Below are 16,627 nucleotides of genomic sequence, written 5' to 3' on the forward strand. Positions count from 1 at the left end.
TTTCTATTTCGAATGCATTTTAGCCAATTCCGCTACGGCATTTTCATAATACGGTAAATCGACCGTTTCCTCCAATGCTGCCCGTAAACCTGCAAAGATATCCGATATTTCCGTCTTAAACTCTTTTTGAATCGCAAGTAACTCTTGATTGAGGACTTCATTATACATTTCGAAAATCCGTTCGCCCTGCTCTTTTACATATACAAGGGCAGGATCATCCAAACGCTTCTGAAGCCCTTCGCTCATTTTCGCTTTTTCATTTTTTTCAAAGAAAGATTTTGGATTTTTAAATAATGCCAATTCCTTTTTGAATTCCCCCGTATCTAATTGCGCAAAAGCTCCTGTAAATTCAAGGGACTCCCTCTCATTAGGTTCATATGGCTGCAACGAAAGGTTTCTTCTTATTTTTTGCATTTGCAAAAGCAAACTGCTTTGTTTCTCATTCAGTAATTTATTTACGAACATTTCCGTCCTTAAAGCCGTTGCCCGCATTTCCTGGGCAAGGTCAAAGCCTAAAGCATCCAATAAGTTCTTCATAGATTGCTTGAGGACAATTTTCAGATCGCCTCCATCATCTTTTAAAACAGCCGGATTGAAAGATTCTTTGAAGAAATCATTAAACCGGAAGAAGACCCGTTGTTTACTATAAAAAGTCAATTCGTCTATCTCTTTTTTCAAACGTTGCTTTTCGGCATCCCCTTTAATGACTGAGAGGAGTTCCGAAATGGACTGTGCCTCATGAGAAAGTGTTTCCAGGGCATTTCGTTTCGCTTTCTCATCCTGCCTGGAAGCTGTAATTACATCTCGTAGCAGCTCTTCCGTTCTTTTTACAGCCGCTTGAGCCGATTCAATTGCAAGTCCCGTTAAATCGTTTTCTATGAAAGAATCGAATTGACCTTGGAATTCCGAGATTCCGCTATTTGGAAGGAACGAATGCTTAAACGAACCAGGCGTTTGTTTTTCCATCAACGCTCCCTTACTCGTAAGCGGGAACAGTTTTGGAAAACGGATTCCGAATCCATTCAATTGATCTGTGACATAATCCATCACTTCGTCCAATTCGTCAGTGGTTTGTGCCAGATCGACGGCATTGACGATGAAAAACATCTTATCCATAGCGAAAGAATCTTTCACACGGCCAAGTTGTATCAGGAACTCCCTGTCTACCCGTGAAAATGGGTGATTATAATAGGTCACAAATAGAATGGCATCCGAATTCTTAATATATTCGAAAGCTGCGCCTGTATGTCGTGCATTTATTGAATCAGCCCCAGGTGTGTCAACAAGGACCATCCCCTGCTTTGTCATTTCACAGTCATAACGCAGTTCAATCAGATCAACAAGACATGACTTGGACTCTTCTGCAGCAAAACGTTTAAATCCTTCAAGGTCTACCGTAACCACATTACCCAATTCATTTTGGTACTCGGGCAGCCCTTGATGAAAAGCCCTTAGAAAGGATAAATGAGTTTTCCCCTTATCAACTTCCCCCGCCTTCGCAATGATTTGTCCTGCCAGTTGAAGTGCTTCATCTAGCGTTTTTGCCGATTTATCAAAAGCTGCCAGGGCCAGGCTTACATCTTCCAACAGCATCGCTTGTGTCTTTAGCTTGACGGTTGCCGTTCCATGTGGATGCTCAGTGTCTGAAGACATGATTTTGTTGATTGCGGCAGTTGTTGGATTTGGTGAAACAGGAAGGACGCTCTCCCCCATCAACGCATTGGCAAAGGAAGATTTGCCCGCACTGAATGCACCGAAAAGCGCAACAGTGAACGTCTGCTGTTCCAAGCGATTTGCCTTCTCTTTCAATTCTTTATAAAGAGATTGAAATCCTCTCAAAGGTTGAATTAGCTTGGCTGCCTGTTGTAAACTCGTTGCAGTCTCCATCAGCTTTTCTTTTCCGCGTAAATCAGTAGCATCAGATGAAGAAACAGTCACGGAATGTTCAACTTCCTTGTTTTCTTTATCATGATCCGTTTCAATTTGTTCGTTGACGGGCCTTGAATTACTTTCTTTAGCGGTTTTCATGATTTTGACTGTAATATTTTTTTCCTCTTCATTCCATTGGGTTAAAAGCATATCGATATCACGCTCATCGACTAATGATTCAGTTTGATTAGCAATGGCCACTAATCGTTCCGTTTGGTACTCGATCTCCGCATTCATCGCAGCCGTAACTTTAAGGGCTTCCGCAAATTCGGAAAAACCTTCAAGTTCCTTATCAATGGATATGGACTGCTGTTCCACTATCGCTTCCATAACGGTAACAATATTATTCAAAAATCCTTCTGATACATCACGTGCTTTCTTTTTGATGGCTGATGCCAAATCATTCGTATAGTTTAAAACGTATTCACCCGTAATATCCACTTGAGACTTCAAAGAGTTTTTTATGTAAGATTCCGATACCTCGATTTGAAGTGCCTGTGCCTTACTTTCAAGTGTTGAATCATGGATTTCCGCTTGATTAAGCGTTTTAACGGCTAGTTCTTTAAGATGCCATTCAAGCTGGGTCTTCACCTTTTCTTGTAAATCGGTCAAGAAAGCATGGATACGTGCCTCACGTTCGGCATCCGTTTTTTTCTTGGCAAATAATAGACCCACTTTAAAGTCAGGTTGAGCCGATTCCAAGAAAGATTTACCTAGGTCCCGTGTTGCAGCGGGCATGATGTATGCACCTTTCAAAATGGTTTCTAATGCATCAGCATATTGGATCTTGATTTCATCTATACGTCCAGTTAATGATTTTTTTTCTTTCAATAGGCTGTCCACCTGATTCGTCAGGTGTATTCGCTCTTCATATGGAAGTTCTGATAATACTTCAAAATCATCGGCATGTTCCTCTTCATACTGCTCTTTCAGCCAATTAAGATGCCTTTCGACCAGGGCATTAGCTGATTGCATGATGGCATCTTTCCCATCATTTAGACCTTTGCCCGCAATGTCGGATATGAATTGCTTGACCACTTCTATTTCATTTTCGGTATTGTTCAAGTCTCTTACGGATGTATAAAAAATACCATCAGGGTATACATTCCAGTTCGCAAATGCATCAGAAACGGAAAGCTTGAAGTCTTGAAAGCTAAGCTCGTTCTCATCATGCTTATCGATCATATTGATAATTAAGTATGTCGGTTTTTCAGCCTCTAACAATTCTTTCGTGAATAGGAAGTTCACTTCTGATTGGACGTGATTGTAGTCCATGACATAGAAGACTACATCAGCTAGATGCAAGGCAGATTCCGTAGAAACTCTATGTGCATCGTCTGTCGAATCAATTCCTGGCGTATCCATGATCGCGCATGAATCCGGCAGTGAAAAATCATTGGAACTTATCGTTATTGCCGATACTGAATCTCCATCCTTGGCAAATTTCTTGACCTCTTTAAAATCATATGGTGCAGGAAATAGGACTGGTGGCTGATGATGGTAAAAGACTTTGGCATAATCTTCACCTTTTTGGACTTTTACCGTATTTGCACTTGTTGGAATAGGGCTTGAAGGCAATACTTGATCACCGAGGAAAAAGTTGATCATACTAGATTTCCCCGCTGAAAAATGCCCGCAAAAAGCAATGATGAACTCTTCGTTATTCACTTTCATGATTAACTGTTTTAGTTTATCGGCATTTCCTGTATCACCTGCCGATTGAAATTTCTCATACATGGCAGTCAAAATCCCCAATTTGGACTGTTGCTTTAATGTTTCTTGAATCATGAATCCATACCCCTTAATCTATCGTCATTTTGATATTCTTATTGTAAACGATTTCGTTTATTATTCATACCATCAGCTTTCTTTTTACTATATGATTCATTACTGGCCATGTTCAAAAAAAAACCACCGATTGGTGGATTCATGCAGTTTGATTCATATTGACTTTGAATGCAAAAAAAAACCAGGATGTTTACCTGGTCGTAGGGGCGGGGTTAAAAGCAGTTCGGTTTCCCATTGGTGACTCGGTATAAGGCTTTACTGCCTTTGCCGGTTTTTGAATATTATTCAATACATGTTTCATCACAAAACCATATGTAGCGATTGTCAATAAAATGAATACCCAAACCATTACCAACACCATCCTCTTATATATTGATTAGCTTTTAGTTGTTAGTTATTAAAATAAATTCATCGAAATCCGAATGAGAATAATTTTCATCTTCATTTAGAATCTTATCACGAACGATAATCGTTTTCAATAAGAAATTAAAATTTTTTATTATTTTCCCTTAAAAACCGTAGAATATTCCGTATGTGCCTTTAATGCTTTCTCTTCCAATGGGATTCTTACCATCATCATCCAAACATTCAATAAACTAAAGATGATAGCGGTATAATATGCATTGAATAATAAAGAAATAACCATTATCTCAGTTGCCACTATGATATAGTTCGGATGTTTGAAATATTTATAAGGGCCATTAATGACTACCTCGGCATCAGGAACCACTATGATTTTTGTATTCCAATGTTTTCCCAAAGAACGGATTACCCAAATCCTGCCTGACTGTGCAATTAGAAAAAGGGTCAGCCAAATTGGCCATAGTCCAGCCACACCCCTATCAAGCACGGTCACTTCAAAAATGAGAAAAATAAAAAAACCAAGGTGCATTAGAACCATCCAACTGTAATGGGACTCACCATATTCCACTGCTCCGGCAGCCTTTAACTGTTTTTCATTTTGTTTGGCGATATATAATTCAAACATGCGCTGTATAGCGATCAAGATAATGAAAATGGCAAAAATCATCACTTCCACCTCATTAACACAAGTTCAGACGAAAACCCAGGCCCCAATGCAGCAGCCAAGCCCACCTCATTTTTATTCCCGCCGCGCTGCATGAACCTCTCCAGGACGTACAAAATAGTTGCTGAGGACATATTGCCAAATTCCCTCAATACGCTCATTGACTCAGCCGTCATGCTTTCATCGAACCCGAGGGCTTCGTGATAAGCATCAATTACTTTTTTGCCTCCGGGATGAGCAATGAAATCTTTTATATCCCTGAGATCCAATCCATTCTCCATTAGGAACTCTTGAACATTAGGTTTAAGCCAATCTTTGATGATTGTAGGGATATCTTTTGAAAAAATCACATATAACCCTTGATCTTTCACATCCCAACCCATTACATCCAATGAATTCGGCATTAGCGTGGATTGCGAATTCAAAAATTGCAGATGTCTTGCTTTTTTGGAAAAGTGTACATCAGGCACCTTATCACCGCAAACTAAAACACAGCTTACTCCATCAGAAAATAAAGAAGTTCCAATTAAATTGCTTTTGGAGATATCATTCCTTTGAAATGTCAGACTGCATAACTCCACACATAAAACAATGACCTTCGCCGTCGGGTATGCTTGGCAATATTCAAATGCACGCGATAGGCCACTTGCTCCCCCTGCACAGCCAAGTCCCCAAATCGGAATCCTTTTAGCATGCGGGCTAAATGGAAGTTCATTCATTATCCTGGCATCAATGGTCGGGGTAGCAATACCCGTGCTTGAGATATAGAAGAAAGCATCTAGCTCGTTTGCCTGCAGTTCTTCTTTTAAAAATTCTGTGTTGCTTAAGCATTTTTCTATAGCTTCTTTCCCAAACTTGACTGCCTGTTGAATATATAGATCATTCCGATCGGCAAAAGAATGATCCTCTTTAAACCAATCAAGATCATTAGAAAAATATCGATTTTCCACTTGTCCATTCTTAAAGGCTTTAAGTAACCGTTCTATATTCTTAAATGAGGCTCCAAATATTTCTCTCGAAAATTCCATGATTTTTTCCTGAGAAAGTAAATGTGGCAGCTTTATATGTGATGCGGATAATAAATACGGCATGATTGCACCCCTTATTATTCATGATATGGTTAATATACCCACCATGATTTCAATTATGCCTTATCGATAAACGGTCATATTTATCGACGGTTCGGAATATTTTCTCTTTTTTTTTAAAAAAACTAGATGAAAAAGACTAAGAAATTGATAACATAGAGAACATGATCGTACTAGCGGAGGAACGAAAATGGAATCAACGCTATAATCACAAAAGCGTTAAATGGATTCTCCGAGACCATCAAGTCCGTTATTCCTTTCTTTTTGGACATTTAAAAGCCGTACCTCATAAAACAGCCTTTCGAACAGGAATCGATAAGCGTCCTTATTGACATGAAAGGGGATATCCGAGGGAGAATAATAAACAAATTAGATGAAAACATGTTTTGCATGCCGTTAGAAGGGGCCATTAAAGGCATAGGCACTCTTCCTATCATCGATCAAAATGTAATCATGAAATATTAAACCCCCTTACCTAAAATCGGTAAGGGGGCACTGTCATTCTTCTTTCTTTACTGAAGATTGATTTTGCACTTGAATAATGATATTTTGAAACTCCTCTTTTCCACAAACGCTACACCTATACTCCTGGCTTAAAATGGTTCGACAATGAATACAATATTTTTTCTCCATCCCTATCACTACTTTCCTGAACATATACTATCAATATATTCAAAAAGTGAAGAGAGTTTCCTTTTATCTGACAAAACTCCAATTTCATTATCCATGAAATGCTTCGGCATAAAAGAAAAAATGCCTAAAATCCTCATCACCTGAGGATTTTAGGCATTAAATGGTTGAATCTATCAAGTACCGAATCTATTTTTAATCAGGCTACTTTTTGCCCTTCAATACGAGCTTCTTTCACTTTTCCTTTTGTAGGGACGATGTTAAAGACGATATTCAAGAAAATGGCTGTCAAACTTCCGGCTACAATACCGTTTTCCGTTAAGATTTGAAAGCTTTCCGGAATTTGCGCAAATAGTTCAGGAACGACCGTCACACCAAGTCCCATACCTACTGAACAAGCGATGATCAATAAATTTTCTTGAGAAGCAAAATCCACTTTGCTCAACATTTTAATTCCAGCGGCAATTACCATCCCGAACATTGCAACCATTGCACCGCCAAGCACGGATGAAGGGATAATTGTCGTGAATGCACCAATTTTCGGAACAAATCCTATGAAAATGAGAATGCCCGCTGTTGTGTATATGACATTCCTTGTTTTAATGCCTGACAATTGAATCAGTCCGACATTTTGTGAAAAAGCCGTATACGGAAACGAATTGAACAAACCGCCAATCATGATGGCCAGTCCTTCAGCACGATATCCGCGAGCCAAATCGTCTTCTGATATCTCTTTATCCGTGATTTCACCAAGGGCATAATAAACACCAGTCGATTCCACCAAGCTGACGATCGCTACCAATGTCATCGTAATGATTGCCGTGACGTTAAATGTCGGAGCACCAAAGTAGAAAAAATGAGGCATATGCAGCCAAGTGGCACTGACCACTGAGCTAAAATCCACTTTTCCAAGGAAGAAAGCTGCAAATGTTCCGACGATCAGCCCCAATAAAATAGAGATGGAGCGTAGGAATCCCGATGAGAATTTATACATGAATATAATGAATAACAAAGTTCCAAAACCAAGAGCTACATTATTCAAGTCTCCGAAATCAGCAGCACCTTGACCTCCGCCAAGATTGTTGATGGCAACAGGAATGAGCGTTATGCCAATAATCAAAACGACAGATCCAGTGACAATGGGTGGGAAAAACCTTGCCAGTTTTCCGAAGAATTTACTAATGATAACGACGATCAATCCCGACACCAATATGGATCCATAAATGGAGTTGATTCCATATTGCGTACCGATTGCAATCATCGGGCTAACTGCAGTGAATGTACAGCCTAGGACGACCGGAAGCCCAATTCCAAAGAATTTATTTTTCCACACTTGCAATAATGTTGCTATCCCGCACATCAAAATGTCTATCGAAACTAAATAAGTCAACTGCGCTGCAGTCAATCCCAGTGCCCCACCGACAATCAATGGAATGACGACTGCACCGGCATACATGGCAAGGACATGTTGTATTCCTAGAGACGCAACTTTTAAAGGTGATTGATTAGACATTGAGGGCTGCTCCTTCCATTTCGTCGGCGAAAGTAATCTCACCGAATTTTAACTCAGCAATCCTCGCAAGTGATTCGACTTGAAAACCTTGTTCCCTAAGATCCTTACCACCACTTTGGAATGCCTTTTCAATCACGATGCCGATTCCGGCCACTTCTGCTCCAACCTGCTTACAGATTTCCACCAAGCCCCTGGCTGCCTGTCCGACCGCAAGGAAGTCATCGATGATTAAAACCTTATCCCCAGCTTCAATATATTTATTGGAAACCGTAATCGTATTGGTTTCTTTTTTTGTAAAGGAATGAACGGACGCAGTCACTAAATCATTTGTTAAAGTAAGTGATTTACGTTTACGGGCAAAAATTAACGGAACTTCCAATTCCAATGCAGCCATCAAACCAGGTCCAATGCCTGAGGATTCAATCGTCAGCACTTTCGTTATTTCCTTTTGTTCGAAACGTTTTACGAATTCTTTACCAATTTCTTTCATTAGTATAGGATCCATTTGATGATTCAAGAATGAATCTACTTTTAAGATATCTTCTGATAAAGCTTGACCCTCGGACAAGATTTTTTCCTTTAAAAGTTGCATGAAGGTTCCTCCCAATCTCGGATGATTATTGACCCATAAACCACGCAATCATTTCCCGGCATATAAAAAGCCCAAGAAACATTGCGGCACTTTTTTGGAGTGAAGCAATACTTCTTGGGCATGAATGAAAAATGAATCAGCTAAAGCCTTCATTATGCAACAAGATCTATTACTCACCCATAGTCGAATTATTTACGGTAATCCGGTAGAAACTTGCAGGCCATATCCCTGCTATTATACGAGTGAAACTTTATATTTCATTAATATATGAATTATAACAACGCTGGCTCTATTTGAAAAGGTATTTTTGATAAAAACCGAACTTTCATTTAAAAAATTAAATCATCATTCGTATTATTAGAAAATTGCGAAATCACACAACCAACAGGGTTTTCCTATCAAAAGAAAGAATCACCCCTTCTTCATGTTCCATTTACTGGTATCATACACGTCAATATTGCAACTGACCATAAAAAAAGAAGGTCTTGGCATTCAATCCAAGTCCTTCTCTTTTGATTCATTTGATTTTATAAACTTCTTTATATTTATTTTCAAGATACTCTATTAAATACTGAACATTCAAGCCCTCTCCTGTCGTTTCCTTCAAAATCTCAAGAGGCTTTTTTGTTTTTCCGTATTTATGTATCTTTTCATTAAGCCATTTCCTGATTGGAGCAATGTCACCCGCTTCCAACAGGCCATCAAAATCAGGCAAATCTTTAAGCATCGATTGCTTGATTTGGGCTGCATACATATATCCCAATGCATAAGAAGGGAAGTAACCAAAACTGCCATCTGCCCAGTGTACATCTTGCAACACGCCCATGGCATCATTTTCAGGCACAATTCCCAAATAATCCTTGTATTTTTCATTCCAGACTTCCGGTAAATCCTTCACTTCAAGTTCTCCATTAAAAAGAGCCTTTTCCAGTTCATACCGAATTATAATATGTAGGGGATACGTCAGTTCATCTGCTTCAATACGGATGAACGATGGTTTTGATTCGTTAATGCCCCGGTAAAATTCATCCAGTGTCACATCATTGAATTGTTCGGGAGCATATTCTTTTAATAAGGAGAATTTATTTTTCCAGAAGCTATGGTTCCGTCCAATGAAGTTTTCGAAAAACAATGATTGTGATTCATGGATACCCATTGATGTCCCGCCGTCGAGAAGTGTTCCAGTTAATTCTTCGGCGATATTCTGCTCATAAATGGCATGTCCGCATTCATGGATGGTACCAAAAATCGCCCCTCTAAAATCACTTTCATCGTATCGGGTCGTCACCCGTACATCGCCCCTGTTTATTTTAATTTCAAAAGGGTGAACTGTTTCATCCAGCCTGCCAGCCTTGAAATCGTATCCTAGCTGTTTTAAAAATTCCAAGTTCAGTTGATGCTGCTTTTCTTTTGGAAATTCTTTATATAGGAACGCTGTTTCAGGTCTATGTTCACTTTCGGCAATCTGTTTTACCAATGGAACGATCCTCGCCCGAAGCTCACTGAATACGCTGTCAAGTATATCTACGGTCATTCCTGGTTCATACATATCTAAAAGGGTATTATATTTCGTCCCTTCATAACCCCAGTACTCTACGAACCTACGGGTATATGCTACAATTTGCTCCAGATAAGGTTGAAATAATGAAAAATCAGCTTTTTCCCTTGCCTCTTCCCACGCACTTTCAGAACGCGATTGTAAAATGACGAATTCCTTATATTCGTTGGCAGGAATTTTCTTATTCCTTTCAAACTCTTTTTTACACTCTTGGACCATTTTATTCGTCGTTTCACTAAGAGTAGCATTCTCCAGCGAAAGTTCTGCGATGAAGGATTCCATTTCTTTACTTGTGCTCATATTAAACACCTCGGAGGAAAGCACGCCGATAACTTCGGAACGCTGCTCACCTCCCTGTTTCGGTGCACCTGTACGTAAATCCCAAAAAATTAACGCGAGAGCTTCATTATAGGCCGAGATTTTCTTTACATATTCTCTAAACTCTTTTTCTATCAGATCGATACCCTTTTTTTTCATAATCACTGCTCCTTCCAACTACACTTTACCATATTATACAAAAGTCTTTCATATCAGAACCACTTCGATTAATAAATTAAAATAAAATAAGAGCCAAGGGGCACCTTGGCTCTTATTTCGGACTGGACTTTAGTTAAAGCGTTACAGGAAGAATGGATACAATCTTCTCTTTCACTTGTTCCGAAAGATCCTTTTCAGTCAAAATCTGGACTGTTCCCGAATCATTGCTCGTCCTGATCAATCGCCCTATTCCCTGGCGCAAACGAAGGAGCATGTATGGAAGATCCACTTCTTCGAATGCGTCTGTAACCGAGTTTCGTTTGGCCTCGAAAACCGGATCACGCGGCGGGAATGGAAGGGAGTGTAACACTACATTTTGTAATGAAGGACCTGGAACATCAAGCCCTTCCCATAAATGATAGGAGAAAAGGACAGATTGCTCCTCTTCTTGGAACTTCTTAACAAGCTCGCTGATTTCCGCTTCCCCTTCAAAATAAAATGGATAAGAAGATATTGGGCAGTTTTCCTTGAACCAATGCAATTCCTCTTTTGAATGAAATAATACTAGTGTTCGACCTTCATTTTCCTCGATTGACTTCATCGTATATTTAAGTTTCGCCAATTTATCTCCATTTTCGAAGACTGGCATGTTCATTTTCATGACTTCATCGTAATCAAATGGTGATTCAACGGAGAAGCTGTCATACTTTTCTATCCCTAAACTATCTGCAATATATTGGAAGGATTTATTATCCGATAATGTTGCCGATGAAAAAATGTACGGGATTTTTTTAGAGAATACCTGTTCAGACAGTATATCCTGTACAAGCCTTGGCATGATGACCAATGTTTTGGTCATTTCATTTTCTTCAAACCAGGAAACGGCCTGTTCATCCTTCACAAATAGAGAAAGGGAGTATCCCAGCTGCTCTAAATATTCTTCCGTCACTTTTAAATCATAATCATTGATCGTGTACATTTCCGCTTCAAAAACAAGGTTCTCCTCTAGCTCTTCAACCTTTTTCTGAAGCTTTTGGGCGAAGCTTGTTATTTCTTTGGACATCGGAATTTCATAACGATTAGATCCGCTGACATGAATCGCTTTTTCATCCAACAAATCAAAAAATTCTTCGTTGATATCAATTAAATCCTCAATGATGTATAAAGTTTCTTCACGAACCTGATTGGCTGTAAGCAATTCTAAAACCGAAGCAAGGGTCTGTTCCCCAACTTTATACGTTAACGCCTTTTGAGCTGCAAATTCCAATAGGTGACCTTCATCAAAAACAACGCAGCTATGATCAGGCAGCAATGGTAACTGACCTTCACGCTTACGCTTTTCCTTAGTCCATACATGCTCCATGAAGAAGTCATGTGAACAAATGATCAAATCACTTGATTTTCGGTAGTGGTCCCGTGATAGGGTTTGCCCACAACGATGGCGTTTATCACAAGTAAAACAGTTTTGGAGCTGATCCCAGCCAACTTTAGACCAGTCTTCATCATTTAAATATGGATACTGTTTACGGTCCCCATATGCTGTATAGGCGTTCATGGATGAGTTATCATGGACAAACTTGGGAAGTTCATCATATAGCTGATCTATTCCCTCGGAATCTTCGTGATTCACCGCGTAATCCAATTTCTTAAGACATACATATTGATCGTGATACTTGGCAAGCCGAACATCCACTTCAATGCCTAAAGCATTCTTGATTTTTTGGATGTCGCCTTCCTCTTTGACAAGCTGTTCAATCAACGTTTCATCCGCACAAGAAATAATTGCAGGTTTATTCGTATATCTCGCATAACAAATCGCATATAGTAAATAGACCAAAGTCTTACCGGTCCCTACCCCTGCTTCTGCAAAACTTACATTCTTTTCTTTAAAGGCTTTTTCTAACTGAAAAGCCATGAAGATTTGTTCGTCACGCAGCTCAAATCCTTTTTCGGGAAGAATATCGTAAAAAACATCACCGATCCATTCTGAAAGCTTATCGTAAAAAGAATCTTCCTTTGTTACCGAAAAAGGCAGTGTTTTAAGCATCATGGTCTCCCCTTTTATCTATCATCAGTATATAGTATCCGAATCATTACAATCTTAGGCAAAAGTATATTATCCTTTATTTCACATTAATAGTCAAGATATTTACGAACCATCAGAAATGAAGCATATTATGTATGTTTTTCTATGTATGCTGCCTGGTGCCCGATTCGTAAAATAAAAGACAGGCTCCAAAAGAGAGCCTGTCTGTAAATAATATAGGGTTGAATTAAGCTTTGTTTACGTTTGATGCTTGTGGTCCACGTTGACCTTGTTCTACATCAAATGTAACGTCTTGGCCTTCTTCAAGTGTTTTGAAACCTTCGCCTTGGATAGCTGAGAAATGTACGAATACATCGTCTCCACCTTCACGTTCGATGAATCCAAAACCTTTTTCTGCGTTAAACCATTTTACTTTACCTTGTTCCATTTTTGTTGCCTCCTAGTGTGTTCTCCACACATTATATTACTATTCTTGCTCAAAAAAGTATTAAGGTATTCCTTAAATCTGAACAAAAATAATTCATTATTAGAATAACAGAAAAGGAAATGATAAGCAAGACTGGAACCTATTATGAATAAATCGTCCTGAGTATCAAAATCCTCCATTATATTCTACCTACTTATTCACCCTGAGGCTGTCTTGGCGGCCTTTTCCCCCAATATTGATAAAGGTCAGCACGGATGAAACCATTGAACAATTTCCTTTTTTTCGTTGCAGGCTTACCGTAATGCTGTTCGAAGTCAGGATTGGAGGTTATCATGTATACTGACCATGTATCAAGCTTCTTGAAAGCTTGGCCCATTTCTCTATACATCTGCTCAACTGCTTTTTTCTCACCAAGCCGTTCTCCATAAGGCGGGTTCCCGACAATGACACCATACTCTTTCCTTGTCGAGATATCCCTCACCTGCATTTGTTTAAATTCAACCAGATCACCAAGACCTGCTTCAAAACTATTCGCTTTAGCTATATCGACCATTCGATGGTCAATATCACAACCGGTTATGTCCAAGTACTGATCATAATCGGCTAAATCTTCAGCTTCAATCCGTGCTTCATCCCAAACCTTGCTATCCATCCATGCCCAAGTTTCAGATACGAATTCCCGGTTAAACCCAGGTGCTATGTTCTGCCCAATTAAGGCTGCCTCGATGGGAATCGTTCCAGATCCACAAAATGGATCTATGAAAGGTTTATCCGGTTTCCAATTGGTCAGCATGATTAAGGCAGCCGCCAATGTTTCTTTAAGGGGTGCCTCCCCTTGCCCTGTCCGATATCCCCGTTTATGCAAACCTGCACCTGAAGTATCTATGGTAAGTGTCACTACATCTTTTAAAATAGACACTTCAATTTTAAACAAAGGACCAGTCTCTGCAAACCAGGACACTTGCTTATATTTACTTTTCAATCTATCAACAATCGCCTTTTTGACAATAGCCTGACAATCAGGGACACTGTAAAGCTTTGACTTAACGGATTTTCCACTCACAGGGAACTCTACATCGGCTGATAAGTAATCTTCCCAATTCAATGCCTTTGTTTTTTCAAACAACTCATCAAATGAATATGCTTTAAATTCCGCAACTTTAATTTTTACCCTATCGGCACTGCGCAGCCATAAATTAGAGCGGGCAATGGCGGATTGGTCGCCTTTATATGTGATTTTACCATTTTCAACTTGACAATCGTAACCAAGATCCCTAACCTCCTTGGCAACAATTGATTCCAATCCCATTGCTGATGTTGCGATAATATCGAATTGTTTCATTAATCTTGCACCTTCTTTCCATTAATCCAAATCAATGGCACCTTTTCCCGATATGTATTTAAGAATCAGGCATTGATTTTTTACATATAAACCTTTTTTAAAAGGTCCACCGCTTTTTTATATTTCAGTTAGTATTCTTCATTGTTTGCTTAGCTTATTTTATGATCATGTAGCGAGGACATGAAATAAAGCACTACTCAATTATCCATATACCTTAAGATACACGCTGCAATCATATGATTGAAATCATCGAAACCGATTATGTATGCTTTTCATCATTATCCTAATATTTGAAGTTTTCCGTATTGATACCTTCATTTTAAAGCTAACAGAAGTGTTAAGGAACCTTTTAAAAATAGGATGCCCAGAATCAAGGAATGCTTTACATTCCGACACTATTTTTAAAAATGTTTCCGACTGACTTCAATCGAACCCATTTTCTTTCGGCTTGACACTTTTCGAAATGGAATGAAAAACTTGCCAAGTTCTTAGTTTAACACAGCGGTGTTTCAGAAAACGAAAAATAAATGGAAATGCCCAATCTTTTTTTATAATCAGGCAATCTCCATAAACAAAAACTCCCCTTTTTAAAGGAGAGTTGTGCTTTTGGTGTAATATGATAACGTTCTGTAAGCCATGTTTTGTTCCTCAGTACTGCAAGCGACTCGCGTCTCGTACTTCGGCGGTAATCATCTATCTACAGAAGCATATGCTTCTGTCCTTCTCCTCGTTCAATTCCAAGGAAGAAAGCGCCCCTACCATTAATTTGGGTTTCTCGCTCGTGGGGTTTACCTCGTTCCACCCTTTACATTTCTGTAAAGGCTACGTCACTGTGGCACTTTTATAGGTATTCATGCCATATCCAAAAGGACTTAGGCATTTTCCCAGCCGTCAGCAATCCAAGATTGCTGCCCAAGCTTATTTTTTCGCCAGGCACGAACACTACGGACATCGCAGTCCGTGCGAGCATGGACTTTCCTCTACTGCATAAATGCAGCAGCAATTACCCAAACGTTAACATAACATAATTGATTATACTCCATTACTCATGAAAAAACAATACCAAAATAATTTTTAACTTTACAATGTAAAATCTCAGTCAAAAAGCTTATTACCAAAAACATGCTTTTCCAAGTTTGATAACCGTTTAAGGATGTCAAAGTTAGTGGTTCCCGGAGTGGCACTAGGAGCAGCAGGTTGATTTGGACGTTTTGTACTCTCTTCGGCTTGTTTTTTCAATTTAAGATTTTCTTGTTTAAGATCTTCGATTTCCTGATGGAACACTTCATAATCTTTAATGATCAAATCAAGGAATTGATCCACATCTTCAGGTTTATAACCGCGCATGGCTGTTTTAAAATCTTTTTCAAGAATATCTTTAGCCGTTAATTTTATCTTATCGGATAGCATAAGACTTCACCTCAATACTTTCGCCAATACAATGGACTTTTTATTATTTTTTCAAATCTGCTTGGATTTGTCAACGAAACACCATTTTGCATGCATACTGTTTAGTGAACGTTATGTATTCCCATTAAATCTGTATCTAAATTTCATAATAATATGATTATGCTTTAGAAACAACTTTTAATCCATAATTATTTTCACTCCATCATTCTTCGGACCAGCTCGCTTCTTCCGCAGCCAGTTGTAGATCATCAAAGTTTATCTGAAAGATGGGGTATGGCTGTGTTTCGGCTTTTTTCATCGCCTCGAAATACGGATATCGGGATGATCCTTCTTTTTCAGCCTCGAAAATGATGAGCATGGCATCGCTTTTATGGACCATATACCTGTTTTTGATTTTCAGTTGTTGTGGCCCTTCATATGGTTTATTGAAAATGGACTCAACAAAATCGGCACGGGCCAATATGGACCGGTAATAGTCTTGATTCGTCTCGTTCCATGACTCTTCCTGTTTCAGGAAAGGAGTAAGCACTCCTAATTTAAGCTGAGGAAATTGCTCCTGTAATTCGAACACCACTTCTGCACCCCATAGCTCCGTACCCAACTGACCTGAGATGATCACCCATTCCAGCCCATCTTCCGCCAATGGAAGGAGACGCTGCTTCATCGCTTTCTTTATATACTTTACGGCTTCATGGTCATTTTTGAATATCCCGAATTCAAAAGCCTTATAGCCCGTCATATACAAAACCTTCATAGCTTGGCTAATCTCCTTTATCATGATTATGTAAGAAAATAAGGG

12 protein-coding genes, 1 other RNA gene and 1 riboswitch are annotated in these 16,627 nt (G+C 39.1%); all 13 genes read right to left on the bottom strand.

Features of this window, described 5'->3' with window-relative positions:
• Positions 1-3 precede the first annotated feature (3 nt).
• The 13 genes from JNUCC41_RS24680 to JNUCC41_RS24740 all read right to left on the bottom strand — a co-directional run bounded on the left by JNUCC41_RS24680 (position 4) and on the right by JNUCC41_RS24740 (position 16,582).
• Positions 4-3,717, bottom strand: coding sequence for a dynamin family protein (locus JNUCC41_RS24680; RefSeq protein ID WP_192205286.1), 3,714 nt, complete (start codon positions 3,715-3,717; stop codon positions 4-6).
• A gap of 190 nt (positions 3,718-3,907) precedes the next feature.
• On the bottom strand, positions 3,908-4,072 hold the full coding sequence (locus JNUCC41_RS24685; RefSeq protein WP_192205287.1) for a hypothetical protein: 165 nt from the start codon (positions 4,070-4,072) through the stop codon (positions 3,908-3,910).
• 144 nt (positions 4,073-4,216) lie between these two features.
• Positions 4,217-4,747: an isoprenylcysteine carboxyl methyltransferase family protein gene (locus tag JNUCC41_RS24690; RefSeq protein WP_192205288.1), complete on the bottom strand. Its 531-nt coding sequence runs from the start codon at positions 4,745-4,747 to the stop codon at positions 4,217-4,219.
• Entirely contained in the window at positions 4,747-5,835 is a 1,089-nt protein-coding gene (locus JNUCC41_RS24695; RefSeq protein WP_192205289.1) for a type III polyketide synthase, read from the bottom strand. Before JNUCC41_RS24695 ends, JNUCC41_RS24690 begins: the two co-directional genes overlap by 1 nt.
• An 826-nt stretch (positions 5,836-6,661) precedes the next feature.
• Positions 6,662-7,975, bottom strand: a complete 1,314-nt coding sequence (locus tag JNUCC41_RS24700; RefSeq protein WP_192205290.1) for a nucleobase:cation symporter-2 family protein — start codon at positions 7,973-7,975, stop codon at positions 6,662-6,664.
• Positions 7,968-8,567, bottom strand: a complete 600-nt coding sequence (locus JNUCC41_RS24705; RefSeq protein ID WP_192205291.1) for a xanthine phosphoribosyltransferase — start codon at positions 8,565-8,567, stop codon at positions 7,968-7,970. The genes JNUCC41_RS24700 and JNUCC41_RS24705 overlap by 8 nt, the downstream gene beginning before the upstream one ends.
• A gap of 160 nt (positions 8,568-8,727) precedes the next feature.
• A riboswitch (purine riboswitch) is annotated at positions 8,728-8,829 on the bottom strand.
• A gap of 255 nt (positions 8,830-9,084) precedes the next feature.
• A complete protein-coding gene (locus JNUCC41_RS24710; protein ID WP_192205292.1) occupies positions 9,085-10,602 on the bottom strand; it encodes a carboxypeptidase M32 in 1,518 nt (505 codons plus the stop codon).
• A gap of 133 nt (positions 10,603-10,735) precedes the next feature.
• On the bottom strand, positions 10,736-12,652 hold the full coding sequence (locus JNUCC41_RS24715) for an ATP-dependent DNA helicase (protein WP_430624072.1): 1,917 nt from the start codon (positions 12,650-12,652) through the stop codon (positions 10,736-10,738).
• A gap of 223 nt (positions 12,653-12,875) precedes the next feature.
• Positions 12,876-13,076: a cold-shock protein gene (locus JNUCC41_RS24720; protein WP_034307871.1), complete on the bottom strand. Its 201-nt coding sequence runs from the start codon at positions 13,074-13,076 to the stop codon at positions 12,876-12,878.
• A gap of 193 nt (positions 13,077-13,269) precedes the next feature.
• Positions 13,270-14,418 (bottom strand): THUMP domain-containing class I SAM-dependent RNA methyltransferase, encoded by a 1,149-nt coding sequence (locus tag JNUCC41_RS24725; RefSeq protein WP_192205294.1) that lies wholly within the window; start codon positions 14,416-14,418, stop codon positions 13,270-13,272.
• Positions 14,419-15,043: 625 nt separating this feature from the next.
• Positions 15,044-15,433: RNase P RNA component class B (rnpB, locus tag JNUCC41_RS24730), an RNA gene on the bottom strand.
• Positions 15,434-15,513: 80 nt separating this feature from the next.
• Positions 15,514-15,828, bottom strand: coding sequence for a cell division regulator GpsB (gene gpsB, locus JNUCC41_RS24735; protein ID WP_192205295.1), 315 nt, complete (start codon positions 15,826-15,828; stop codon positions 15,514-15,516).
• Positions 15,829-16,030: 202 nt separating this feature from the next.
• Positions 16,031-16,582, bottom strand: coding sequence for an SLOG family protein (locus JNUCC41_RS24740; RefSeq protein WP_192205296.1), 552 nt, complete (start codon positions 16,580-16,582; stop codon positions 16,031-16,033).
• Positions 16,583-16,627: the final 45 nt, after the last annotated feature.

Origin of the sequence: Brevibacillus sp. JNUCC-41 (genome assembly GCF_014844095.1) — a bacterium.
In the GTDB taxonomy this organism is placed as follows: Bacteria; Bacillota; Bacilli; order Bacillales; family DSM-1321; genus Peribacillus; species Peribacillus aracenensis.